Origin of the sequence: Bacillus sp. 5mfcol3.1, from assembly GCF_900114335.1 — a bacterium.
Taxonomy (GTDB): Bacteria; Bacillota; Bacilli; order Bacillales; family Bacillaceae_G; genus Bacillus_A; species Bacillus_A thuringiensis_S.
Genome location: NZ_FOST01000001.1, coordinates 473053 through 496913 on the forward strand (window position 1 = coordinate 473053; position 23861 = coordinate 496913).

Below are 23861 nucleotides of genomic sequence, written 5' to 3' on the forward strand. Positions count from 1 at the left end.
ACATAGGGTGAAAGAGAGAGGGAGTTTTAAATAAAAGATAGAAAGACAAAAAAATAAGACCATCATTTATAAGATGGTCAAGGAAGGGGACAATTTATGTCAATTTAATTAGGGATGGAAGCTGTTCAAAGACACTGGGGAATGTCTTATAAATTAGGGAGGAACAACTTCGATACATATACTATAAAAGGTAGATGTGACCTCTGTGTGAACATCGAGTGAAAGAGAGAGGAAGTTTTAAATAAAAGATAGAAAGACAAAAAAATAAGACCATCACATAAGATGGTCAAGGGAAGGGGACAATTTATGTCAATTTAATTAGGGATGGAAGCTATTCAAAGACACTGGGGAATGTCTTATAAATTAGGGAGGAACAGCTTCGATATATATACTATAAAAGGTGGATGTGACCTCTGTGTGAACATCGAGTGAAAGAGAGAGGAAGTTTTAAATAAAAGATAGAAAGACAAAAAAATAAGACCATCACATATAAGATGGTCAAGGGAAGGGGACAATTTATGTCAATTTAATTAGGGATGGAAGCTATTCAAAGACACTGGGGAATGTCTTATAGATTAGGGAGGAACAGCTTCGATACATATACTATAAAAGGTGAATGTGACCTCTATGTGAACATAGAGTGAAAGATATGGGGATTTGAAAAATAGTACATATGAAATTGTTATTGCTAGCAATATTGAGTTAGGATATATAGTTTTCCAGCATAAAAGAAAAAGAAGTCTGAATATAAATAAAAGTTGTAATCTATGAAAAAAAGGATTATGCTCAACTATATTATAAGAATATAAGGTTTGTCCCAATTCTTTAAGGGCTTTTAAAAAGCTTTTTATTTATGAGGGGAAAGCTTCACTTTAATAAGGGAGTTAGTGATATGGAAGTAACAAAAAAACAAGGGCTGTATAATCGTCTTATACGATTAAACCCACCACAAATATTAGCGTTAGGTTTTTTCTGCTTAATTGTGGTTGGCGGTTTGTTATTAAAGTTACCATTCGCAACGAAAGCACAAATTAGTTGGGTAGATGCTTTCTTTACAGCAACGTCAGCAGCGACCGTAACTGGTTTGGGAGTAGTGGATACAGCAAGTACATTTACGATGTTTGGCGAAATTGTTATTATGTTTTTAATTCAAACAGGTGGTCTAGGTCTTATGACAATTGCCATTTTAATTGTTTGGGTATTAGGCAAAAAAATCGGATTACGCCATCGTTTATTAATTGGAGAAGCGTTTAATCAAACAAATATAGGTGGTCTTGTAAAATTAGTAAAGCGTGTCTTTATATTTTCGATTTGTATTGAGCTTATTGGGGTCATCTTTTTATCGTTTCGCTTTATTCCAGAGTTTGGTTTTGGAAAAGGTTTATACTATAGTATTTTTCATGTAATTGCATCTTATAATAATGCAGGCTTTGCTTTATGGCCAGATAATTTAACAAGATATGTAGGAGATCCCATTATTAATATTGGGATTTGCTCTTTAATTGTAATAGGTGGACTCGGTTTTACCGTATTAATTGATATATGGTATAGTCGCAGTTTTCGAAAATTATCACTTCACTCAAAAATAATGATTATTGGAACAGTAGTGCTAAATGTTATAGCAATGATTGTAATTTTTGTATTGGAATATAATAATGTGAAGACGTTAGGGAATTTATCTTTAAATGAAAAACTATGGGCTTCCTTCTTTCAAGGTATTACCCCGCGGACAGCTGGATTTAATACGGTTGACTATGGAGGTATGGAAGAATCATCTATATTATTTACGATGATTTTAATGTTTATTGGTGCAGGAAGTGTATCAACAGGTGGAGGAATTAAATTAACAACGTTTGTTATCTTAATTACATCTGTCCTTTCTTTCTTTAGAAAAAAGGAGGAAATTGTTTTATTTCAGCGTACAATTAAAATGTCGACAGTAACGAGGGCCTTAGCGATTGCTGTTGCCAGTCAAATACTTATTTTTGCAGCGGTATTTATATTAATGCTTACAGAAAACTTCAGCTTTATTCAATTATTATTTGAGACAATATCAGCGTTTGGTACAGTCGGATTAACGATGGGAATTACTGCAAAGCTATCGGCATTCGGAAAATGTATTATTATGTTTGTTATGTTCTGCGGATTAATTGGACCATTAACACTTGTGTTCTCTTTAGCGCGACCAGCAAAACAAAAAATAAAATATCCATCGGAAGATGTGTTTACAGGATAAGGTATCCCGCGTTAAGCGAGATACCTTTTTCTTTTTTAGAAAAGGGAGAACAATAAACCAATAAGTGCTACTCGGAATAAAATTGCGATAAGTGCAGCAATCCCACCGACAACTGCAGCGATACCGCCAGTTACAGTAGCTCCGCGATTATAAGCGTAAATACCGAGTAAAACAGAAACAAGACCAAATAGTGTTGGGAATGTAAATAGCGATAAGATAGATAGCGCAAGAGCGATAAAACCAGCAGTTGATCCAGCAGCGGACGATTTTACAACATCTTTATCGTCTTTATCATCGTAATCATAATCAATGCGTTGTGGTGCAACCTCAGCGGCATACTCTTCTTTATAGTCACTATAATCACTATCTATTCTATCTCTTCTTTTATAATCATCAAATTTCTCAGTCAAAGTCATGGCTCCTTTCATAACAAGGTTCAATAGTAGTATGTATCTCTTTTTCTTTTTTATCCCGCATTAACGGGCAGTAATATCTATTAAAAGGAGGAAAATGTTTTCTTGAAATAGGAAAAGTTAGTATGACTTCCTCTATTTTGGAAATTATAAAAAGGAATAATGAGGAAAGGGTGCAATACATAATGGAACATCCAATTGAAAATTTAATGAAAACGGCAATGACAAATTTAAAAGAGATGGTAGATGTAAATACAATTGTTGGGAGCCCGGTTTCAACAGCTGACGGAAATGTTGTATTAACAGTATCTCAAGTGGCTTTTGGTTTTGGAGCTGGTGGAAGTGATTTTAAAGGGGGTTTCATTACTGAAAAACATAACGGTGGGCAAAATCAGCATAAAGAGAACAAGCAAGGGCATCCATTTGGAGGAGGAAGCGGGGCTGGGGTTTCTATTAGTCCAGTAGCTTTTTTAGTAGTTGGTTCTAATGGGGTGCAAGTATTACATCTCAACAGCAGTACACATTTAATTGAAAAGGCTTTAAACACTGTACCAAGCACTGTAGATAAATTTGTGAATGGTCGTCAAAAGTGAACTTGCATTTTTTAGGAATTATGATATATTAGAAAAAGTGCGCTTTAGGATGATCGGAATAATTGAAATGTAAATATATATGATGTGTGGAATAAGGGAGAGGAATTTATGATTAATATCAAAAACTTAGTAGTTGGCTTATTTATGTTAGTAAGCGGCTTTGTTGTATATGTAATAAAAGAAAAAGCTCCATTCTAAAACAGACAAACCGTTAATGTCTGTTTTTAATTTGCGGAAAAATATTGACAAGCTATTGTATTGGTGTTATAATTTCAATTCGTGTCTCGGTTACAGCTAGTGTAAAGTAAATATCTCTTATGAATGCAATACGAAAAGTTTGCGAAAGATCGGGTAATTTTATCAACAACTTTTGTGAACAAACCCTATAAATTGTATTTGTAAGCTATATATGTATACTAGTGAATCAAGGAGCGGTCAGTGGAACCGTAATGATGAGAGAGAGGTAGGGCTTTCATCCAGTATATGTTACTTTCCCGTTAGGTGAATATAAAAAAGAGGACTCCTTTTAAAAGGAGTCCTCTTTCATTTTTTAAGTGCGACTTTCAACTTGTTGACAAATTTCATCCGTTGTTAAACCGTGAGCTGTAATGACTGATCCTTTAATTGATGCATCTGCAATGCCCATCACATTAGAATCTTGCCCAGTTACAACGCAACAATCACACCCTTGTGCATCCTGTTCTGAGTTAAGTGTAACAACTTCATGACCTTGTTGCTGAAGAGCTTGTTGAACGTCTGTTAATGAGTTTTCAACGCCAATTCTAGCCATAATTCTCACCTCCTACCATCTAATTGCTAGTATGCTCAAGTTCACTGCATTTATGAAAAGACGGTAGGAAGTAAATCTTTGTTTAGTCGTTATATACGCCAGTAAGCATTTGACTAACGAATTGATCGTTTAATGTATCTTGGGCAGAAGAAGTATTTGAATGGATGTCGATTGAAGCAATAAAATGATTATGTTCTTGCGTATTTGGTTCTACCTCTACGTAATTATCGAATTTACAAAAACCTTTCGTATCCATTAGATCAAATAATTGCAGCATTTCTACTACCTCTTGTCTCGTTCCTTTAATTTGTACACACGCCATATTTATTTCCTCCTTCATTTTGACAAATTGTTTTTTAAAAATAGGATTATGATTACGAAATGAAAAATATGAATGTTATTTTTAGACAGCGCTATTTTTGTTATTTCCCCCCTTTTTCAGCAAAAGTCGTTATATATTCCCGGATTTATAAAATCGGACGTCCGTTTATTGAATACAATAGATTCGTATCAATTGATGAAAATCCTTCTTTTAAACAAATATTTTTTTAGTGGAAATTGGCGAAAAAAATTTTTTGACTTTTTGTAAACGTTAACAATGTTGTTAAATCAATATAAGTAAAGAAGTACGTACGATTAAAAATTATAAATTTTCTAAAAATTCACTTGATTTATTTAGAAAGGAGAGTAAACTAGGAAACAATAAAAAATTCATAGAACATAGGAGGCGCTTCTAGTGAATGAGCAATGGATTTTCTTAAATGGAGAATTTGTTCCAAAAGATGAGGCAAAAGTTTCAGTATATGATCATGGCTATTTATATGGCGATGGAGTGTTTGAAGGAATTAGAGTTTATAGCGGTAATGTTTTCCGTTTGAGAGAGCATCTTGTCCGGTTGTATGAATCAGCAAAATCAATCCTTTTAGAAATTCCATATTCATTAGATGAAGTAACAAATATTGTTGTTGAGACGATTCGACAAAATAAATTATCTAATGGATACATTCGCCTTGTTGTATCAAGAGGAGCAGGAAATCTTGGATTGGATCCCGATTCATGTAAGAAGCCGAATGTAGTAGTAATTGCAGAACAATTATCTTTATTCCCACAAGAATATTATGAGAAAGGGATTCCAGTTGTAACAGTTGCAACGCGCCGAAATCGTCCCGATGTTTTATCCCCTCAAGTAAAATCTTTAAATTACTTAAACAATATTTTAGTTCGTATTGAAGCGAAATTAGCTGGAGTACAAGAAGCACTTATGTTAAATGATCAAGGATATGTAGCTGAAGGCTCAGGAGATAACGTGTTTATTGTTAAAGGAAATAAATTAATTACACCACCAAGTTCTGCTGGAGCGTTAGAAGGTATTACACGAAACGCCATTTTAGAAATCGGCGAAAAACTTGGATATGACGTAAGAGAAGAGTTATTTACAAGACATGATGTATATGTAGCTGATGAAGTGTTTTTAACAGGAACAGCTGCTGAAGTTATTGCTGTTACGACAGTAGATGGTAGAACGATTGGCTTAGGGCAAACAGGTCCACATACGAACCGTTTATTAGAAGAGTTTCGTAAGTTAGTTGTAGAAGATGGAGAGAAAATTTACGAAGAAAATAAAGTTGGATAACAACTTTTTTAACATAAGAAAGCGTTGATAGGGAGGAGTAGTTGATTGTGAAGCCTCACAGAGAGTCGGTGGTTGCTGAAAACCGATGGTTCACGTCGACGAACATCGCCCTTGAGTGCTAAGCTAAAGCATTTGTCTAGGCTTAGACGGTAGCTCCGTTATTAGCTAGATCCATTTATGGATCACTGAGGCAAGAGTATTCTTGCAAAGAAGGGTGGTACCGCGAAATCTTTCGTCCCTTCAGCACATAGCTGGAGTGTGGACGTAGGATTTTTTTATTGTATAAAAGTTTGAAAAAGGGGGCTTATAAGAACAATGTCTTCAAAAACGGAAGAGAAACTGGCAACTGGTGCACAGCTATTGTTAGAAGCGCTAGAAAAGGAAGGCGTAAAAGTGATTTTCGGTTATCCGGGTGGTGCCGTTTTACCTCTCTATGATGCACTGTATGATTGTGAAATTCCGCATATTTTAACAAGGCATGAGCAAGGGGCAATTCACGCTGCTGAAGGGTATGCCAGAATTACAGGGAACCCAGGGGTTGTAATTGCAACGAGTGGACCAGGTGCTACAAATGTAATTACGGGTCTAGCGGATGCGATGATTGATTCATTGCCACTTGTTGTATTTACAGGCCAAGTAGCAACAACGTTAATTGGGAGCGATGCTTTTCAAGAGGCGGATATTATGGGACTTACGATGCCAGTGACAAAACATAACTATCAAGTGCGAAAGGCCTCAGATTTACCTCGAATTATTAAAGAAGCATTTCATATTGCTAAAACAGGAAGACCAGGACCAGTCGTTATTGACCTTCCGAAAGATATGGTAGTCGAGAAAGGTGAGCGATGTAGCAATGTACAAATGGATTTACCAGGATATAACCCTAATTATGAACCGAATCTACTTCAAATAAACAAATTACTACAAGCAATTGAAACCGCAAAAAAACCGTTAATTTTAGCTGGAGCAGGTATACTGCATGCGAAAGCTTCGAAAGAATTGACAAGTTTTGCCCGTAAATATGAAATCCCTGTTGTGCATACGTTACTTGGACTTGGTGGTTTTCCGCCAGATGATGGGCTATTTCTAGGGATGGGGGGAATGCACGGTTCTTACACAGCCAATATGGCGTTATATGAATGCGACTTACTCATTAATATAGGTGCGAGATTTGACGATCGTCTTACTGGGAATTTAGCTTTTTTTGCTAAAGGGGCGACTGTTGCACATATCGATATTGATCCAGCAGAAATCGGGAAAAATGTGCCAACAGAGATTCCTATTGTTGCAAGTGCTAAGCGGGCGTTAGAAGTATTGCTTCAATCAGAAGGAAAGAAAGAAAATCATCATGAATGGCTCTCTTTATTAAAGAGTAGAAAAGAAAAGTACCCATTCTTTTATAAACGAAATTCTGAAAGTATTAAACCTCAATACGCGATTGATATGCTATATGAAATCACGAAAGGAGAAGCGATTGTAACAACAGACGTTGGGCAACATCAAATGTGGGCAGCACAATACTATCCGTTGAAAAATCCAGATAAATGGGTAACTTCTGGCGGATTAGGAACGATGGGGTTCGGATTTCCAGCAGCAATCGGTGCGCAAATTGCAAAGCCTGAAGAATTAGTTATTGCAATTGTTGGTGATGCTGGGTTTCAAATGACTCTGCAAGAATTAAGTGTATTAAAAGAACACGCTTTACCCGTTAAAGTATTTATTTTAAATAATGAAGCTTTAGGAATGGTAAGACAATGGCAAGATGAATTTTACAATCAAAGATATTCACATTCTTTATTGCCATGCCAACCAGATTTCGTCGCTCTTGCGAATGCGTATGGTATAAAAGGTGTTCGTATTGACGATCCACTTCTTGCAAAGAAGCAAATCCAGCATGCGATCGAATTACAAGAGCCAGTCGTAATCGATTGTCGTGTACTTCAATCAGAGAAGGTTATGCCGATGGTTGCACCAGGAAAAGGTGTTCACCAAATGGAGGGAGTGGAAAAAGGGTGAAGAGAATTGTTACAGCGACAGTTCGAAATCAAAGTGGTGTGTTAAACAGAATTACAGGGGTTATGACACGAAGACATTTTAATATTGAAAGTATTTCAGTAGGTCATACAGAATCATCAGATATATCGCGAATGACGATTGTTGTACACGTTGAAAGTGAACAGCAAGTTGAGCAGTTAATTAAACAACTTCATAAGCAAATCGATGTTCTGAAAGTATCAGATATTACAGAAGAAGCAATGATTGCTAGAGAGCTTGCTCTTATTAAAGTAGCAACTTCTGTAGCGAGGGCAGAATTATATAGTTTAATTGAACCATTTCGAGCCGCTGTAATAGATGTTGGGAAGGATTCCATAGTTGTGCAAGTAACAGGTACGCAAGATAAAGTAGAAGCGTTAATTGAATTACTTCGTCCATACGGTTTAAAAGAAATTGCTAGAACAGGTGTAACAGCATTTACACGTAGTATGAAAAAACAAGATAAGCAAGTTATGTTAATTCAATAATCATTTAAATATAGGGGGAAATGAAAATGGCAAAAGTTTATTATGAGAAAGATGTAACAGTAAATGTATTAAAGGAAAAGAAAGTAGCAATCATCGGATATGGCTCGCAAGGTCATGCGCATGCGCAAAATTTACGTGATAACGGATTTGATGTAGTAGTAGGTTTAAGAAAAGGTAAGTCTTGGGATAAAGCGAATGAAGATGGGTTTTCTGTATATACAGTAGCAGAAGCAGCGGAAAAAGCTGATGTAGTAATGATTCTATTACCTGATGAATTACAACCAGAAGTATATGAAGCTGAAATTGCACCAAATTTACAGGCTGGAAACTCTCTCGTGTTCGCACATGGATTTAATGTTCACTTTGATCAAGTAAAACCACCAGCTAATGTAGATGTATTTCTAGTAGCGCCAAAAGGACCGGGGCATCTCGTACGCCGTACGTTCGCCGAGGGAGGGGCTGTTCCTGCATTATTTGCAGTATATCAAGATGCAACAGGAGTTGCGACTGAAAAAGCACTTTCTTATGCTGACGGAATTGGAGCAACGAGAGCTGGTGTATTAGAAACGACGTTTAAAGAAGAAACAGAAACAGATTTATTTGGAGAGCAAGCTGTACTCTGCGGCGGAGTAACTGCACTTGTAAAAGCAGGATTTGAAACGTTAGTTGATGCGGGATACCAGCCTGAACTTGCATATTTTGAATGTTTACATGAACTGAAGCTAATCGTTGACCTTATGTATGAAGGTGGACTTGAAAATATGAGATATTCAGTTTCAGATACAGCGCAGTGGGGAGACTTCGTATCAGGACCACGCGTTGTTACTGAAGATACGAAGAAAGCGATGGGGGCAGTATTAGCAGAAATTCAAGATGGTACATTTGCAAGAGGCTGGATTGCAGAGCATAAAGCAGGAAGACCAAATTTCCACGCGACAAATGAGAAAGAGAATGAACATGAAATCGAAGTAGTAGGACGTAAATTACGTGAAATGATGCCTTTCGTACAGCCGCGAGTAAAGGTAGGGATTAAATAATATGAAGCAGATTTTGTTCATGGATACAACGCTTCGTGATGGCGAACAATCACCAGGAGTAAATTTAAATGAACAAGAGAAGTTACAAATTGCTAGGCAATTAGAGAGGCTTGGTATTCATGTAATGGAAGCTGGATTCGCGGCAGCTTCCGAAGGTGACTTCCAATCGGTAAAACGCATCGCGAATACAATTCAAAATGCTACGGTTATGAGTTTAGCTAGAGCGAAAGAAAGTGACATTCGAAGAGCATATGAAGCTGTGAAAGGTGCTGTATCTCCTCGTCTACACGTATTTCTAGCTACGAGTGATATTCATATGAAATATAAACTTTGTATGTCAAAAGAAGATGTGTTAAATAGTATTCATCGTTCGGTTACGCTTGGAAAATCATTATTTCCGACAGTACAATTTTCTGCAGAAGATGCGACAAGAACATCGAGAGCATTTTTAGCTGAAGCAGTAGAAACTGCGATTCGCGCAGGAGCGAATGTAATTAATATTCCGGATACAGTTGGATATACGAATCCGGAAGAATATTATTCTCTTTTTAAATACTTACAAGAATCCGTTCCATCATATGAAAAAGCGATTTTTTCTTGTCATTGTCACGACGATCTTGGTATGGCAGTAGCAAATTCGTTAGCTGCGGTTGAAGGCGGAGCATTGCAAGTAGAAGGAACGATTAATGGCATTGGAGAAAGAGCAGGGAATGCAGCGTTAGAAGAAGTTGCGGTTGCTCTTCATATTAGAAAAGATTTTTATAAAGCAGAACCTTCGATGACTTTAAAAGAGATTAAGGCAACGAGTACATTAGTAAGCAGGTTAACGGGTATGGTTGTACCGAAAAATAAAGCAATCGTTGGAGCGAATGCATTTGCTCATGAATCAGGCATCCACCAAGATGGGGTTCTAAAAGAAGTAACAACTTATGAAATTATCGAACCAGCGCTTATAGGAGAATCTCAAAATCTCTTTGTACTTGGGAAACATTCTGGCCGTCATGCGTTTACGGAAAAAATGAAAGAGCTTGGTTATGAATTTACAAATGAAGAGCGAGATGCGGCATTCGAAGCATTTAAAAAATTGGCTGATCGTAAAAAGGAAATTACTGAAGAAGATTTACGCGCACTTATGCTTGGTGAAGCAGCATTTGCAGCTCAGCAATATAACATTACGCAATTACAAGTGCATTTCGTATCAAATAGTACACAATGCGCAACAGTTGTGCTGAAGGATGAGGAAGGAAATGTATATGAAGATGCAGCCACTGGTTCTGGTAGTATTGAAGCGATATACAATGCGATTCAAAGAATTTTAGAATTAGAATGTGAATTGGCAGATTATCGCATACAATCTATTACACAAGGTCAAGATGCACTTGCTCACGTTCATGTTGAATTAAAAGAAGGTAGTCACCAAATATCAGGTTTCGGAGTTGCGCAAGACGTATTGGAAGCGTCGGCGAGAGCTTATGTCCATGCAGCAGGGAAATTAAAATCTCTTATAGCGCTTGTGAAATAAATATTTGATAGGTGAGAGAAGCTTTCCTCACCTATCAAATTAAAGTTCTGAAAATTCGGTTAAAAGGAGTGTTAAAAATGGAAAAACGTATCGTTTGTTTAGCTGGTGATGGTGTTGGTCCAGAAGTAATGGAAAGTGCGAAGGAAGTATTGCATATGGTAAAAAGGCTATATGGACATCATTTTCATTTGCAAGATGAGTACTTTGGTGGTGTTGCTATCGATTTAACTGGGCAACCATTACCACAGCGAACACTTGCCGCCTGTTTAGCGAGTGATGCGGTTTTACTTGGAGCAGTAGGTGGACCAAGGTGGGATAGTGCGAAAGAAAGGCCTGAGAAAGGATTATTAGCATTAAGAAAAGGACTCGGTGTATTTGCGAATGTTCGCCCTGTAACGGTAGAAAGTGCAACTGCACATTTATCACCATTAAAAAACGCTGATGAAATTGATTTCGTTGTCGTTCGTGAATTAACAGGCGGAATTTATTTTTCTTATCCGAAAGAGCGAACGGAAGAAGTGGCGACAGATACACTTACGTATCATCGCCATGAAATTGAACGTATCGTTTCGTATGCTTTTCAATTAGCGAATAAGCGGAAGAAAAAAGTAACATCTATTGATAAAGCGAATGTTTTAGAGTCTAGTAAATTATGGAGAACTGTGACAGAAGAAGTAGCACTTCGCTACCCAAATGTGGAAGTAGAACACATTTTAGTAGATGCAGCAGCTATGGAATTAATTCGGAATCCAGGAAGATTTGACGTTATTGTAACGGAAAATTTATTTGGTGATATTTTAAGTGATGAGGCTTCAGTATTAGCTGGATCATTAGGAATGCTTCCATCAGCAAGTCACGCTGAAAAGGGGCCTTCATTATACGAGCCTATTCACGGATCAGCACCGGATATTGCGGGGAAAAATAAGGCGAATCCAATTGCGATGATGCGTTCTGTTGCAATGATGCTTGGGCAATCGTTCGGATTAACGAGAGAAGGATATGCAATTGAAGAAGCAGTTTCTGCAGTCCTTAAATCAGGAAAATGTACAGCAGATATCGGGGGGACTGAAACGACAACTTCATTTACAAAGGCAGTTATTCAAGAAATGGAAGAGCAAGCGTTAGTAGGGAGAGGAAGATAATGGGGAAAAGGTTACTAGATAAGCTTTGGGAAAGACATGTAGTTGCGACTAATGAAAATGGATTGGATTTATTATATATCGATCTACATCTTGTTCATGAAGTAACGTCACCGCAAGCCTTTGAAGGCTTGCGGCTTACAAATCGAACAGTCCGCAGACCAGATTTAACATTTGCAACGATGGATCATAATATTCCAACGAAAGATGTTTGGAATATTACCGACCGCATTGCGAAGCAGCAACTAGATACACTTCGGGAAAACTGTAAACAATTTCAGGTGCCATTAGCGGATATCGGAGATGAAGAGCAAGGGATCGTTCATGTAATAGGACCAGAACTTGGACTCACACAGCCAGGAAAAACGATTGTTTGTGGTGATAGTCATACAGCAACACACGGTGCTTTTGGCGCACTAGCGTTTGGTATTGGTACGAGTGAAGTGGAACATGTATTGGCGACGCAAACGTTATGGCAACGAAAGCCGAAAGCAATGGGCATTGAGTTAAAAGGAAAGTTACCGCAAGGTGTTTATGCGAAAGATATTATTTTACACCTTCTTTCAAAGTACGGAGTAGCAGTTGGAACAGGTTACGTAATGGAATTTTACGGAGAGGCCATTCATGCTATGGATATGGAAGAGAGGATGACGCTTTGCAATATGGCAATTGAAGGGGGAGCAAAGGCTGGCATTATTGCACCAGATGAAAAAACGGTTGCTTACGTAAAAGGGCGTAAATATGCACCGAAAGACTATGAATCTATTAAGAAAAAATGGTCAGAACTTTATACAGATTTAGATGCAGTTTATGATTTACATATTCTAGTAGATGTTACGGATTTAGCACCGTACGTTACGTGGGGAACAAATCCTAGTATGGGTGTTCGGATCGATGAGAAATTGCCAGAAAAGCATGATGTAAATGACGAAAGAGCGTTTTCTTATATGGGATTGAGTCCCGGACAAAGTACGTATGAAATTCCAGTTCAACATGTTTTCATTGGATCTTGTACAAATTCCAGGCTTTCTGACTTAGAAATTGCTGCATCTGTCGTGAAAGGTAAAAAAGTAAAAGAAGGTGTGCGAGCACTTGTTGTACCTGGATCTCAAAGGGTAAGAGAAGCAGCGATGCATAAAGGATTACATCGCATATTTGAAGAAGCTGGATTTGAATGGAGAGAGCCCGGATGCTCAATGTGTCTAGGTATGAATCCAGATCAAGTGCCTGAAGGGGAACATTGTGCCTCTACGTCAAATCGCAATTTTGAAGGAAGACAAGGAAAGGGAGCACGAACGCATTTAGTTAGCCCTGCAATGGCGGCAGCGGCTGCGTTATATGGTCATTTTGTTGATATTAGAAAGGAGAGTTATGATGGAGCCATTTCGTATTCATAAAGGTACTGCCGCAGTACTGATGAATGATAACATTGATACAGATCAAATTATTCCGAAGCAATATTTAAAGAGAATTGAAAGAACTGGGTTTGGGAAGTTTTTATTTGATGAGTGGCGATATGATAATAATCGCCAAGAAAACCCTAATTTCCCGCTTAATGCACAAGAAAGAAAAGGAGCCAGTATATTAATCACAGGCGATAATTTTGGATGTGGCTCGTCAAGAGAACATGCTCCATGGGCACTTGCTGATTATGGTTTCCGCGTTATTATCGCTGGAGGATTTGCCGATATCTTTTATATGAATTGTATGAAAAATGGCATGTTACCGATTGTAATGGATAAAGATATGCGTGAACAACTTGCTAAAACAGATGCGAGAGAACAAATCATAGTTGATTTAGAAAATGAAATAATGACAACGAATACGCATAGATTCCATTTTACAATCGAGAAAATGTGGAAAGAGAAGTTATTAAATGGTTTAGATGAAATTAGTATTACAATGCAATATGAACAAGAAATAAAAGAGTATGAAAGAAAAGTGGCTTTACATTAAAAAAATGACGGAATATTAAAAATGTATTTACATTCAAAATTAACTGTTATATACTATGTGAAAATCAGAGGAGAAAGGGAGTAAGTATTATGAATATCGTGCAATCTATTACAATGCTTACACAACTACATCATCATACATGAAACCCTTGAACCTAGCGTGAAAACGTGTAGGTACAAGGGTTATTCCCGTTGTACCTACACTCTACTGAAGAGCCTTGTAGGTATTTTGTCTACAAGGCTCTTTTTATTTTCGGCTTAGGGGAATGAAATAGGCATACATTAGAAGGGGAAAGGTGTGAAAATTTAGATGACAAAATGGAAACGGGCAAATCCGAATGGAACGAGAGATTATTTATTCGAAGAATGTACGTTAATTGAAGAAGTAGAACAAAAATTAAGGCTTACTTTTTTAGAGAGAGGTTATGAAGAAATAAGAACACCTACAATTGAATTTTATGACGTTTTTGCATTTCAAAATAGACCGATAGATGAAGAGAAGATGTATAAATTTTTTGATGAAAAGGGAAGGATTATCGTTTTACGTCCAGATATGACAATTCCTTTAGCGAGAGTTATTGGAACACAGAGATGGGATACGCCACTTAAAGTGACGTATAGCGGGAATGTATTTCGAGCGAATGAATCCCATTCTGGAAAATATAATGAAATCGTACAAAGTGGTATTGAAGTTATCGGGATTGATAATGTAAGAGCTGAAATTGAATGTGTAATAAGTGTCATTCAAGCACTTCAAAAGTTGAAGGTGCAATCTTTTACAATTGAGATTGGGCAAGTACAGTTATATAAATGTATTGTAAAAAAACTCTCCATCCATGATGAAGAAGAAAGGGTACTTAGAACGTATATAGAAAGTAAAAATTATGCAGCCCTCTCAAATTTTATCGGAGAAAAGAAATTAAATCGATGCGATGAGACAGTAAGGTTACTTGAGAAATTGCCAAGGCTATTTGGAAATTTAGAAGTTATTGAGGAAGCAGAAAAGCTTGCTTCAAGTAATGAAATGAAAATGGCAATTGCAAGAATAAAAGAAATGTATGAAACAATTGAAACGTTAGGATATGGTTCTTACATATCAATTGATTTGGGCATGATTCAACACTTAGATTACTATACGGGTGTTATTTTCAAAGGATATATATATGAAATTGGAGAAGAAATCGTTAGTGGCGGAAGATACGATGAGCTAATTGGCAATTTTGGAGAAATGCTGCCAGCTGTTGGACTCGCGGTACAAGTAAATCAAATTGTGAAGGCGCTGCAAGAGCAGCAAGAACCATATGAACGAAATCAAATTGATATTGTGATTCATTATGAGTTAAATAGATTAGCGGAAGCAGAAAGGCTACGAAATTTACTTCGAAAGGATGGGAAAAATGCTTGGTTATCTCTATTCTCTAATTTAAGCGATACCTTTCAATTCGCAAGAAAAAATAAAATAGGAACGGTCGTTGAGGCAAAGAATGAATACTTAGTGGAATATGTATGGAATGAGAAATGGGTAGTCCAGAAAGAAGGAGAGGCTTCATGCGTAACATTCAAATTGCGTTAACGAAAGGAAGATTAGAAAAACATGTCATTCCACTTTTTGAGCAGATTGGAATTGATTGTTCCGAGCTCAAAAATAAAGGTCGAAAGCTTGTATTTCAAAGTAAAAATACAAATGTTTCATTTATTTTAGTAAAAGCGGTTGATGTTGCTACTTATGTAGAACATGGGGTAGCTGATATTGGCATCGTTGGAAAAGATATTTTAATGGAAAACGAGAAAGATATTTATGAAATGCTGGATTTAGGAGTGGGGATTTGTAAGTTTTGTGTTGCTTCTATTCCTACGTATAATCCGAAGAGTTACCGGAAGAAAAGAATTGCTACGAAATACCCGCATATTACTTCTACTTATTTTCATGATAAGGGAGAGGATGTAGAAATTATTAAAATAGAAGGTTCTGTAGAAATCGCTCCTCTTCTTGGATTGGCAGATGCGATTGTAGATATTGTTGAAACAGGAAAAACATTACAAGAGAATGGACTTATTGTATTTGAGGAAATGTACTTTATATCGGCTCGGATGATTGTAAATAAGGCAGCCTTAAAAACTAAAAAAGACGAAATATTCAGTATTATAAATATGATGGAGCAAGAAATCTTATCAGGGAAATAGGAGGACTTAAAATGAAAATCATTTATGAAGACTTTAAGGAGGCATTATCTAAAGTAAAAGTGCTAAGAGAAAACGCTAATATAATAGAAGAAACTGTTCAAAGAAGTGTAAGAGAAATCATTAGAAATGTAAGGGAAGGGAAAGACGAAGCTTTATCTTTCTATACAAAAAAGTTTGATGATGTAGAGATGAAAGATTTTCGTGTAAGTGAAGAAGAAATACAGCAAGCGAGTATGTTTGTAGAGAATTCATTTTTAGAAGCTTTAAAAGAGGCGGAGAAAAACATTGTTTCGTATCACGAAAAGCAAAAGAAGCACTCAATATTCGATTGTGAAAGTAAAGGCATAATTAGAGGGCAACTCATTCGGCCGTTAGAAAATGTAGGTGTATATGTACCGGGTGGGACAGCCTCATATCCTTCTTCAGTATTAATGAATGTATTGCCGGCGAAACTCGCAGGTGTGAAAAAGATTGTAATGGTAACACCGCCGAGGAAAGGAGGAATTGATCCGCATATATTAGCTGCTGCAAATCTTGCGGGAGTAGATGAAATTTATACGATAGGTGGCGCGCAAGCAATTGCTGCTTTAGCATACGGGACGGAATCGATTCCGAAAGTGGATAAAATAGTTGGACCGGGAAATTTGTATGTCGCTCTAGCGAAGCGAGAAGTATACGGAATAGTAAATATCGATATGATTGCTGGTCCATCAGAAATTGTAGTTGTCGCGGATGAAACAGGTAATGCAAAATATATCGCAGCGGATTTATTATCGCAAGCAGAGCATGATGAGAGAGCAACGGCGATTTGTATTACAACGAATATGGAACTAGCTAAAGAAGTAGAAAAAGAGATAGAAAGACAGTTAGAAATGTTACCAAGAAGTGAAATTGCACGTGAATCAATAAATAGAAATGGAGCCATCTTTATCGTTCCTTCTTTAGAGGAGGCACTAAAGTTATCAAATGAAATTGCTCCAGAACATTTAGAGTTACATATAAAAGAACCGATGAATGCTCTAGATTATGTGAAACATGCAGGTTCTATTTTCCTTGGGTCATATGCACCTGAACCGCTCGGGGATTATTTAGCGGGACCGAATCATGTATTACCAACGAGCGGAACGGCAAGATTTTTTTCTCCGTTATCAGTCGATGATTTCGTGAAAAAATCAAGTTTTATTTCTTATACGGAGGAAGCATTAAAAAATGTACAGCATCACATTGTAGAGCTTGCAAATAAAGAAGGGTTACATGCACATGCGAGAGCAATCCAAATAAGGTTTGAGGAGGAAAAATAATGCGTCAGTCCAGTCAAGTACGTGAGACGACAGAAACAAAAATTAAATTAAATTTGCAGCTTGATGAAAGTACAAATGTATCTATTCAAACAGGGGTTGGTTTTTTCGATCATATGCTTACTTTATTTGCTAGACATGGAAGATTTGGATTGCAAGTTGAAGCAGAAGGGGATGCATTTGTCGATGCACATCACACCGTTGAAGATGTTGGAATTGTACTCGGAAATTGCTTGAAAGAAGCATTGCAAAACAAAGAGGGAATTAATCGTTACGGTTCTGCGTATGTACCGATGGATGAATCTTTAGGATTTGTCGCAATTGATATAAGTGGACGCTCATATTGTGTATTTCAAGGGGAATTAACAAATCCGAAGCTTGGGGATTTTGATACAGAATTGACGGAAGAATTTTTTAGAGCAGTTGCACATGCTGCCAATATTACATTACATGCGCGCGTTCTATACGGAAGTAATACGCATCACAAAATTGAAGCAGTATTTAAAGCTTTTGGTAGAGCGCTTAGAGAAGCGGTCGAAAAAAATGCCAACATTACTGGTGTAAATTCAACGAAAGGGATGTTGTAATTGATTGCCATTATAGATTATGGAATGGGGAATATTCGCAGTGTAGAGCAAGCATTAAAATATATTGGGGCAGAGTACATTGTAACGAGTGATAAAGAAGAGATATTGAGAAGCGATGGCGTGATTTTACCGGGAGTAGGTGCATTTCCGAAAGCGATGGACGTATTAGAAGAAAGAGATTTAGTGTGTGTACTAAAAGAGGTTTGTGATATAGGAAAACCTCTCCTCGGTATATGTTTGGGCATGCAGCTTTTATTTGAACGAAGTGAGGAACTAAAAGATTGTAGCGGGTTAGGTTTACTACCAGGGGAAATTCGTAAGTTAAAAGTTTCGTATAAAATTCCTCATATGGGATGGAATGAATTAAGGAAGGAAAGAGAATTTCCGCTTTGGAATGGATTAGTGGATGGTTCTTTCGTTTATTATGTTCACTCATATTACGCGGATTGTCCAGATGAAATTGTATGCGGAGTAAGTGATTATGGAATGCAAGTACCAGGGTTTGTAGCGAAAGGAAATGTATTTGGTGCACAGTTTCATCCAGAAAAAAGTGGTGAAATTGGCATGCAAATATTAAAAAATTTTCAAGGGGTGGTAGAAGCATGGAAATCTTCCCAGCTATCGATTTAAAAGAAGGACGATGCGTTAGACTTTATCAAGGAGAGTTTAGTAAAGAAACGGTGATGAATGAAGATCCGGTAGCGCAGGCAATCATATTTGAAAAGCTTGGAGCGGAAATACTACACATTGTTGATTTAGACGGTGCAATTGCTGGCGAGTCGTTAAATTTGCCCGTCATTGAAAAAATCTGTAAGGCGGTACGTATTCCTGTGCAAGTGGGAGGAGGAATTCGTTCACTTGTAGCGGTGGAGAAGTTATTGTCAGTAGGTGTAGAAAAAGTGATTTTAGGAACAGCAGCTCTTTATGATAAGTCATTTTTAGAGGAAGCAGTTCGTCTATATAAAGAGAAAATCATTGTTGGAATTGATGCGAAAAATGGCTTCGTAGCAACGAGAGGTTGGCTTGATCTGTCTGAAATTTCTTATATTAGTTTAGCGAAACAAATGGAAAGTTTAGATGTTCAAACGATTGTGTTTACAGACATTTCGAAAGACGGGACGCTTGCAGGGCCAAATTTTGAACAATTGGCGTTACTTCAAAAAAGTGTGGGCATTCGTCTCATTGCCTCTGGAGGAGTGGCATCTATTCAAGATGTGAAAAAGTTAAATGATATGAATATATATGGTGTCATAATTGGAAAGGCGCTTTACGAGAAAACGATTGATTTAGAAGAAGTGTTACAGGTAACGAAGTTATGTTAGCGAAACGAATTATTCCATGTCTAGATGTGAAAGAAGGGCGAGTCGTAAAGGGTGTAAATTTTATAGGATTACAAGATGTCGGTGATCCGGTTGAAATAGCTGAAGCATATAACGTGGCAGGGGCAGATGAAATCGTATTTTTAGATATTACAGCGACTCATGAAGGAAGAAAAACGATTATAGATGTTGTAGAAAAAACAGCAGCTAAAGTATTTATTCCTCTTACGGTTGGCGGGGGGATTTCAAGTGTGAAAGATATGTACAATTTACTAAGAGCTGGAGCAGACAAAGTTTCAATAAACTCAGCGGCAGTGCGAAATCCGAAGCTAATCGAAGAGGGCGCAGAACACTTTGGATCACAATGTATTGTCGTGGCAATTGACGCTAGAAAAGTAGCAGAAGATAAATGGAACGTATACGTCAACGGCGGAAGAGTTGACACAGGAATGGATGCCATAGAATGGGCGAAGCGTGTTGTTAAGCTCGGGGCGGGTGAAATTTTGTTAACGAGTATGGATGCAGATGGAACGAAAAGTGGATATGATCTTCGTTTAACAGAAGAAATTTCAAAAAGTGTTTCCATTCCAGTCATCGCATCAGGAGGCTGTGGTCATACGGATCACATTATAGAAGTTTTTCAAAAGACAACAGTTGATGCAGCATTAGCGGCATCCATCTTTCATTATGGTGAGGCGACAGTGCAGAGTGTAAAGCGAAAATTAAGAGATGCAAATGTTGAGGTGCGGTTATGAAACCTAATTTTTCAAAAGGATTAATACCGGCAATTGTCATCGAAGAAGGTACGAAAGAAGTTTTAATGCTAGCTTATATGAATGAAGAAGCATATGAAAAAACGTTAGAGACGAAAAGAACATGGTTTTACTCTCGTTCGAGGCAGTCGTTATGGAATAAGGGAGAAACATCAGGGAATGTTCAATATGTGCAATCTCTATACTTAGATTGTGATCAAGATTCAATTGTTGTGAATGTGAAACAAGTAGGACCTGCTTGTCATACGGGGGAGAAGACATGTTTTCACTATCAAATTATATAGGGGGATACATATGGAAAATGCCTTTAAGTTGCTGTATAAAACAATTGAAGAACGAAAGGAAAGCCCACTTCCTGAATCGTATACAAATTATTTATTTTCAAAAGGAGAAGATAAAATTTTAAAGAAAATTGGTGAAGAGTGTGCTGAAGTAATTATCGCATGTAAAAATAATGATAAAGAAGAAGTAGTGAAAGAAATGGTTGATGTATTTTATCACTGTTTCGTTTTATTAGCTGAAAAAAATATCGCATTGGAAGATGTCATGCGAGAGGTGAAAGAACGAAATGGAAAGCTTTCGAGAGTTGGGGATAGAAGGGAAATAGATACATTATAAGGGGGAATGTATATGAAAGTAGATTATCATCTTCACTTAGAAGAAGGACCGTATTCAATAGGATGGCTTGCTAAAATAAATGAAGCGCTGGAACGTTATGAACCGCTTCAAGAAAGGCATTCTATTGATTGGCTTATGAAAACACAAGAGCGTTTGCAAAAGCGTGTGAAGGAAGGGCCATTTACAACAGAATGGATGGACCTCTATTTAGAAGAAGCTGTGCGAAAAGGTATAACAGAAGTTGGGATTGTTGATCATTTATATCGTTTTCATGAAGCGAAAGGATATTATGAAAAATATGTAGATATTAGTGATTCTAAGCTCGGTCGTATACAGAAGGAATGGTTAGATCAAGTAAGGGTAGTTTCACTGTATGATTTTACAAAGGTCATTGAAGAGGCGAAAGAACGATGGAGTAAAAGAGGTGTCACACTTAAACTTGGAATTGAAGCGGATTATTTTATTGGTTGTGAAGGAGAGTTAAAAGAATTATTAGCGCTAGGAGACTTTGATTATATAATTGGTTCTGTTCATTTTCTAAATGGCTGGGGATTTGATAATCCAGATACGAAAGAATATTTTGAGAAGCATGACCTACGCGCATTATATGATATGTTTTTTAAAACAGTTGAGAGTGCGATTCGTACCGAGTTATTTGATATTATCGCTCATCTTGATAATATAAAGGTATTTAATTATCGATTGGATGAGAATGAACAGCTTTCTTATTATGAGGAAATTGCCTGTGCGTTAGTAGAAACGAATTCGGCAACAGAAATAAATGCAGGATTATACTATCGTTATCCTGTTCGTGAAATGTGCCCAAGTCCACTATATTTACAAGTATTAGCTAAGTATGGTGTTCCAATTACGATTTCTTCGGATGCCCATTATCCAAATGATTTAGGGAATTATGTACAAGAAAATGTACAAACATTACTAGCTCACGGTGTTACTCAGGTTGCAACATTTACGAAGCGAGCAAGAGTAATGAGGTCGCTTGAAGAAGAAGTAACAAATTCAAAATGAAACGCAATTTTTTGATGAAAACCGTCCTTTTTGTTCAAAATAAGAAAGAATGAAAAGGAGGGTAAGAAATGGCGAAACAACAAAATAAACAAAATGTACAAGGTGCACAGCAACAAGCTTATACTTCTGAAACGAATGCTGAATCTCAATCGGTTATTGAGGAGCAAATTAGCGATACGGTTGCAGAAGGAACGATTGATGTGAAGCTTGGAAAAGAATCGCAGGAAAAAGCGTAAGAAAAGGGGAGAGTTGCATCTCCTCTTTTTTCATGGAAAAGTGTCGATTTTTAAAACTATAATCAAATTCCTTGGTTTTTATATGTGGATTTCTTACAATGAAATATAAGAGATATCTTATTTTCTATAGAAGAGGTGTTAGTAGTGGCAAAAATATTAGTAGCGGGAAAAATTCCGGAAATTGGATTAGAACTATTAAAAGATCATGATGTAGAAATGTACGATAAAGAGGAGTTAATTTCTATAGATGAATTAACAGAGCGTGTAAAAGATAAAGATGCATTGTTAAGTTTACTTTCGACAAAGGTGCCAAAAGAAGTTATTGATGCAGCGCCTCATTTAAAGATTGTTGCAAACTATGGTGCTGGTTACGACAATATTGATTACACGTATGCGGGCGAAAAAGGAATTGCAGTTACGAATACACCGAAAGTATCAACGGAAGCGACTGCAGAATTAACATTTGCACTTCTTTTAGCAGCGGCGCGCAGAATTCCTGAAGGGGATACGTTATGTCGTACGACTGGATTTAACGGATGGGCACCGTTATTTTTCTTAGGACGAGAAGTTCATGGTAAGACAATCGGAATTATAGGTCTTGGAGAAATCGGGAAGGCTGTTGCAAAACGTGCGAAAGCATTTGGAATGGATGTTTTATATACAGGGCCAAATCGTAAGCTTGAAGCTGAAAGTGAGCTGGGGGCAACGTATGTGATGTTGGAAGAATTATTACAAACAGCAGACTTTATTACAATTAACTGTGCTTATAATCCAAAATTACATCATATGATTGATGAAGAGCAGTTTAAAATGATGAAGAAAACAGCGTATATTGTAAATGCTTCACGTGGACCAATTATGAATGAAGCAGCACTTGCTCATGCATTAAAAACGAATGAAATTGAAGGAGCAGCTCTTGATGTGTTTGAATTTGAACCGAAAATTACAGAAGAGTTAAAAGAATTAAAGAATGTAGTACTTGCTCCACACGTAGGGAATGCAACGTTTGAAACTCGTGATGCGATGGCTGAAATGGCTGTCAGAAATATTTTAGCTGTATTAAACGGCGAAGAGCCAGTAACACCTGTAAATCAAAAGGTATTAGTCACAAAATAAAAAGAAACCTTCCGGACTCGGAAGGTTTTCTTATTTTTCTTTATTCGCTTTTTTAGACGGTCTTTGTCTAATGAATTGAGATAACATGTACAAAATATATAGTGGAATGGCAATGAATAAGAAAACAGAAAAATTGCCAAATCCTGTTTGATACATTGTAATAATGATTCCAACTAAAAATAGTGTAATAATGATGCTATATCGTGGAATTGGTACATCTTTTAAACTTGGGATACGAATGCGGCTCACCATTAAAAATGCGAACGTTACAAATACGGTAATAAGAACGATTTTTGGAATGGTATGTGAAAATAATGTTAAGAAAGCAACAAGCCCTCCCGCTGCTGTAATCGGTACTCCAGTGAAATATTTCATTGAAGTAGAAGATGGTGTTACATTAAATCGTGCTAAACGATATGCTCCGAAAAGAGGGAATAATCCCGCTATGTATAATCCGATGATTCCGTAGTTTGAGAAAGATGTGTAATACATTAAAACAGCAGGTGCTGCACCAAATGTTACGACATCTGCAAGCGAGTCGAGCTCTTTTCCCATTTGTGAATCAACACGTAATAAACGAGCAACACGACCATCAAGACTATCTAACATCATCCCGATAAGTACTAAAATAGCAGCTGATTTATAATATCCTAAAGATGCATAGCCGATTGATAAAAATCCGCTATATAAATTTCCGAGCGTAAATAAGTTTGGAATAGCTGCTCTATACAAAATCTGATCCCTTGCTTTCTGTAATAAATTCTTAATTAGTGTATGAAAGTTTACTTATTTTATCATACCATAAATTTATTCCTCATACGAAAGAAATTACCAATTTGTGAAAGATTTCATAGAAGGATG

Annotated in this window: 27 protein-coding genes and 1 other annotated feature; of the genes, 23 read left to right on the forward strand and 4 right to left on the reverse strand. The window is 37.0% G+C overall.

Going from position 1 to position 23861, the window contains the following annotated elements; genetic code table 11:
- Window positions 1-892 precede the first annotated feature (892 nt).
- Complete coding sequence (locus tag BM089_RS02530; RefSeq protein ID WP_090975918.1) at window positions 893-2236, forward strand: TrkH family potassium uptake protein; 1344 nt, start codon at window positions 893-895, stop codon at window positions 2234-2236.
- Window positions 2237-2271: 35 nt separating this feature from the next.
- Here BM089_RS02530 and BM089_RS02535 read toward each other — a convergent pair whose 3' ends face one another.
- On the reverse strand, window positions 2272-2646 hold the full coding sequence (locus BM089_RS02535; protein ID WP_000136546.1) for a hypothetical protein: 375 nt from the start codon (window positions 2644-2646) through the stop codon (window positions 2272-2274).
- Between the two features lie 128 nt (window positions 2647-2774).
- Here BM089_RS02535 and ytfJ point away from each other — a divergent pair, with 128 nt between their 5' ends.
- Window positions 2775-3242, forward strand: coding sequence for a GerW family sporulation protein (gene ytfJ, locus BM089_RS02540; protein WP_090975920.1), 468 nt, complete (start codon window positions 2775-2777; stop codon window positions 3240-3242).
- Window positions 3243-3350: 108 nt separating this feature from the next.
- Entirely contained in the window at window positions 3351-3440 is a 90-nt protein-coding gene (locus BM089_RS02545) for a hypothetical protein (RefSeq protein WP_000608227.1), read from the forward strand.
- Between the two features lie 352 nt (window positions 3441-3792).
- Here BM089_RS02545 and BM089_RS02555 read toward each other — a convergent pair whose 3' ends face one another.
- Window positions 3793-4032: a YkuS family protein gene (locus tag BM089_RS02555; protein WP_000101021.1), complete on the reverse strand. Its 240-nt coding sequence runs from the start codon at window positions 4030-4032 to the stop codon at window positions 3793-3795.
- An 82-nt stretch (window positions 4033-4114) separates the two neighbouring features.
- Window positions 4115-4354: a DUF3911 family protein gene (locus tag BM089_RS02560; RefSeq protein WP_000752514.1), complete on the reverse strand. Its 240-nt coding sequence runs from the start codon at window positions 4352-4354 to the stop codon at window positions 4115-4117.
- Between the two features lie 414 nt (window positions 4355-4768).
- Here BM089_RS02560 and ilvE point away from each other — a divergent pair, with 414 nt between their 5' ends.
- The 20 genes from ilvE (at window position 4769) to BM089_RS02665 (ending at window position 23000) form a co-directional block, all read left to right on the forward strand.
- Window positions 4769-5665 (forward strand): branched-chain-amino-acid transaminase, encoded by an 897-nt coding sequence (gene ilvE / locus BM089_RS02570; protein ID WP_001005486.1) that lies wholly within the window; start codon window positions 4769-4771, stop codon window positions 5663-5665.
- A 15-nt stretch (window positions 5666-5680) separates the two neighbouring features.
- Window positions 5681-5908: a binding site (T-box leader), on the forward strand.
- 72 nt (window positions 5909-5980) lie between these two features.
- Window positions 5981-7681, forward strand: coding sequence for an acetolactate synthase large subunit (ilvB, locus tag BM089_RS02575; RefSeq protein ID WP_090975924.1), 1701 nt, complete (start codon window positions 5981-5983; stop codon window positions 7679-7681).
- The gene (gene ilvN / locus BM089_RS02580) at window positions 7678-8187 is read left to right on the forward strand and encodes an acetolactate synthase small subunit (RefSeq protein WP_000822952.1); all 510 of its coding nucleotides are present in this window, start codon (window positions 7678-7680) and stop codon (window positions 8185-8187) included. The genes ilvB and ilvN overlap by 4 nt, the downstream gene beginning before the upstream one ends.
- Before the next feature lie 26 nt (window positions 8188-8213).
- Window positions 8214-9224: a ketol-acid reductoisomerase gene (gene ilvC / locus BM089_RS02585; protein ID WP_001151740.1), complete on the forward strand. Its 1011-nt coding sequence runs from the start codon at window positions 8214-8216 to the stop codon at window positions 9222-9224.
- 1 nt (window position 9225) lies between these two features.
- Window positions 9226-10746: a 2-isopropylmalate synthase gene (gene leuA / locus BM089_RS02590; RefSeq protein WP_090975926.1), complete on the forward strand. Its 1521-nt coding sequence runs from the start codon at window positions 9226-9228 to the stop codon at window positions 10744-10746.
- A 77-nt stretch (window positions 10747-10823) separates the two neighbouring features.
- Window positions 10824-11888, forward strand: coding sequence for a 3-isopropylmalate dehydrogenase (leuB, locus tag BM089_RS02595; RefSeq protein ID WP_090975928.1), 1065 nt, complete (start codon window positions 10824-10826; stop codon window positions 11886-11888).
- Entirely contained in the window at window positions 11888-13282 is a 1395-nt protein-coding gene (gene leuC, locus BM089_RS02600) for a 3-isopropylmalate dehydratase large subunit (protein ID WP_090975929.1), read from the forward strand. The genes leuB and leuC overlap by 1 nt, the downstream gene beginning before the upstream one ends.
- Window positions 13260-13841 (forward strand): 3-isopropylmalate dehydratase small subunit, encoded by a 582-nt coding sequence (gene leuD / locus BM089_RS02605; protein WP_000433186.1) that lies wholly within the window; start codon window positions 13260-13262, stop codon window positions 13839-13841. The genes leuC and leuD overlap by 23 nt, the downstream gene beginning before the upstream one ends.
- Before the next feature lie 309 nt (window positions 13842-14150).
- Window positions 14151-15413: an ATP phosphoribosyltransferase regulatory subunit gene (locus tag BM089_RS02610; RefSeq protein WP_000170293.1), complete on the forward strand. Its 1263-nt coding sequence runs from the start codon at window positions 14151-14153 to the stop codon at window positions 15411-15413.
- Window positions 15389-16024: an ATP phosphoribosyltransferase gene (gene hisG, locus BM089_RS02615; protein ID WP_001244493.1), complete on the forward strand. Its 636-nt coding sequence runs from the start codon at window positions 15389-15391 to the stop codon at window positions 16022-16024. The genes BM089_RS02610 and hisG overlap by 25 nt, the downstream gene beginning before the upstream one ends.
- Before the next feature lie 11 nt (window positions 16025-16035).
- Window positions 16036-17325, forward strand: a complete 1290-nt coding sequence (gene hisD, locus BM089_RS02620; protein WP_090975931.1) for a histidinol dehydrogenase — start codon at window positions 16036-16038, stop codon at window positions 17323-17325.
- The gene (hisB, locus tag BM089_RS02625) at window positions 17325-17909 is read left to right on the forward strand and encodes an imidazoleglycerol-phosphate dehydratase HisB (protein WP_053564914.1); all 585 of its coding nucleotides are present in this window, start codon (window positions 17325-17327) and stop codon (window positions 17907-17909) included. Before hisD ends, hisB begins: the two co-directional genes overlap by 1 nt.
- Window positions 17910-18539, forward strand: coding sequence for an imidazole glycerol phosphate synthase subunit HisH (gene hisH / locus BM089_RS02630; protein ID WP_053564913.1), 630 nt, complete (start codon window positions 17910-17912; stop codon window positions 18537-18539).
- On the forward strand, window positions 18512-19231 hold the full coding sequence (hisA, locus tag BM089_RS02635; protein ID WP_000402295.1) for a 1-(5-phosphoribosyl)-5-[(5-phosphoribosylamino)methylideneamino]imidazole-4-carboxamide isomerase: 720 nt from the start codon (window positions 18512-18514) through the stop codon (window positions 19229-19231). The genes hisH and hisA overlap by 28 nt, the downstream gene beginning before the upstream one ends.
- The gene (hisF, locus tag BM089_RS02640; protein WP_023521478.1) at window positions 19225-19983 is read left to right on the forward strand and encodes an imidazoleglycerol phosphate synthase cyclase subunit; all 759 of its coding nucleotides are present in this window, start codon (window positions 19225-19227) and stop codon (window positions 19981-19983) included. Before hisA ends, hisF begins: the two co-directional genes overlap by 7 nt.
- Window positions 19980-20285 carry a phosphoribosyl-AMP cyclohydrolase gene (gene hisI, locus BM089_RS02645; protein ID WP_000803964.1) on the forward strand — a complete coding sequence of 102 codons (306 nt, stop codon included), beginning with the start codon at window positions 19980-19982 and terminating at the stop codon, window positions 20283-20285. The genes hisF and hisI overlap by 4 nt, the downstream gene beginning before the upstream one ends.
- Window positions 20286-20295: 10 nt before the next feature.
- The gene (gene hisE / locus BM089_RS02650; RefSeq protein ID WP_000426355.1) at window positions 20296-20619 is read left to right on the forward strand and encodes a phosphoribosyl-ATP diphosphatase; all 324 of its coding nucleotides are present in this window, start codon (window positions 20296-20298) and stop codon (window positions 20617-20619) included.
- Window positions 20620-20631: 12 nt separating this feature from the next.
- Window positions 20632-21648, forward strand: coding sequence for a histidinol phosphate phosphatase domain-containing protein (locus tag BM089_RS02655; RefSeq protein ID WP_090975933.1), 1017 nt, complete (start codon window positions 20632-20634; stop codon window positions 21646-21648).
- 68 nt (window positions 21649-21716) lie between these two features.
- Entirely contained in the window at window positions 21717-21884 is a 168-nt protein-coding gene (locus tag BM089_RS02660; RefSeq protein WP_001118880.1) for a YozQ family protein, read from the forward strand.
- 144 nt (window positions 21885-22028) lie between these two features.
- Window positions 22029-23000, forward strand: coding sequence for an NAD(P)-dependent oxidoreductase (locus BM089_RS02665; protein ID WP_001062835.1), 972 nt, complete (start codon window positions 22029-22031; stop codon window positions 22998-23000).
- A gap of 30 nt (window positions 23001-23030) precedes the next feature.
- Here the strand turns inward: BM089_RS02665 and pssA are convergent, their stop codons facing one another.
- The gene (gene pssA / locus BM089_RS02670; RefSeq protein ID WP_000285417.1) at window positions 23031-23732 is read right to left on the reverse strand and encodes a CDP-diacylglycerol--serine O-phosphatidyltransferase; all 702 of its coding nucleotides are present in this window, start codon (window positions 23730-23732) and stop codon (window positions 23031-23033) included.
- Between the last annotated feature and the right edge of the window lie 129 nt (window positions 23733-23861).

Coding starts and splice junctions, on each gene's coding strand:
- hisF (WP_023521478.1), top strand. CDS start 19,225: ATGTTAGCGAAACGAATTATTCCATGTCTAGATGTGAAAGAAGGGCGA.
- hisD (WP_090975931.1), top strand. CDS start 16,036: ATGAAAATCATTTATGAAGACTTTAAGGAGGCATTATCTAAAGTAAAA.
- hisI (WP_000803964.1), top strand. CDS start 19,980: ATGAAACCTAATTTTTCAAAAGGATTAATACCGGCAATTGTCATCGAA.
- BM089_RS02660 (WP_001118880.1), top strand. CDS start 21,717: ATGGCGAAACAACAAAATAAACAAAATGTACAAGGTGCACAGCAACAA.
- leuB (WP_090975928.1), top strand. CDS start 10,824: ATGGAAAAACGTATCGTTTGTTTAGCTGGTGATGGTGTTGGTCCAGAA.
- leuD (WP_000433186.1), top strand. CDS start 13,260: ATGGAGCCATTTCGTATTCATAAAGGTACTGCCGCAGTACTGATGAAT.
- hisA (WP_000402295.1), top strand. CDS start 18,512: ATGGAAATCTTCCCAGCTATCGATTTAAAAGAAGGACGATGCGTTAGA.
- leuC (WP_090975929.1), top strand. CDS start 11,888: ATGGGGAAAAGGTTACTAGATAAGCTTTGGGAAAGACATGTAGTTGCG.
- hisE (WP_000426355.1), top strand. CDS start 20,296: ATGGAAAATGCCTTTAAGTTGCTGTATAAAACAATTGAAGAACGAAAG.
- BM089_RS02655 (WP_090975933.1), top strand. CDS start 20,632: ATGAAAGTAGATTATCATCTTCACTTAGAAGAAGGACCGTATTCAATA.
- BM089_RS02545 (WP_000608227.1), top strand. CDS start 3,351: ATGATTAATATCAAAAACTTAGTAGTTGGCTTATTTATGTTAGTAAGC.
- BM089_RS02560 (WP_000752514.1), bottom strand. CDS start 4,354: ATGGCGTGTGTACAAATTAAAGGAACGAGACAAGAGGTAGTAGAAATG.
- hisB (WP_053564914.1), top strand. CDS start 17,325: ATGCGTCAGTCCAGTCAAGTACGTGAGACGACAGAAACAAAAATTAAA.
- ilvC (WP_001151740.1), top strand. CDS start 8,214: ATGGCAAAAGTTTATTATGAGAAAGATGTAACAGTAAATGTATTAAAG.
- ytfJ (WP_090975920.1), top strand. CDS start 2,775: ATGACTTCCTCTATTTTGGAAATTATAAAAAGGAATAATGAGGAAAGG.
- hisG (WP_001244493.1), top strand. CDS start 15,389: ATGCGTAACATTCAAATTGCGTTAACGAAAGGAAGATTAGAAAAACAT.
- ilvB (WP_090975924.1), top strand. CDS start 5,981: ATGTCTTCAAAAACGGAAGAGAAACTGGCAACTGGTGCACAGCTATTG.
- leuA (WP_090975926.1), top strand. CDS start 9,226: ATGAAGCAGATTTTGTTCATGGATACAACGCTTCGTGATGGCGAACAA.
- BM089_RS02610 (WP_000170293.1), top strand. CDS start 14,151: ATGACAAAATGGAAACGGGCAAATCCGAATGGAACGAGAGATTATTTA.
- BM089_RS02555 (WP_000101021.1), bottom strand. CDS start 4,032: ATGGCTAGAATTGGCGTTGAAAACTCATTAACAGACGTTCAACAAGCT.
- BM089_RS02530 (WP_090975918.1), top strand. CDS start 893: ATGGAAGTAACAAAAAAACAAGGGCTGTATAATCGTCTTATACGATTA.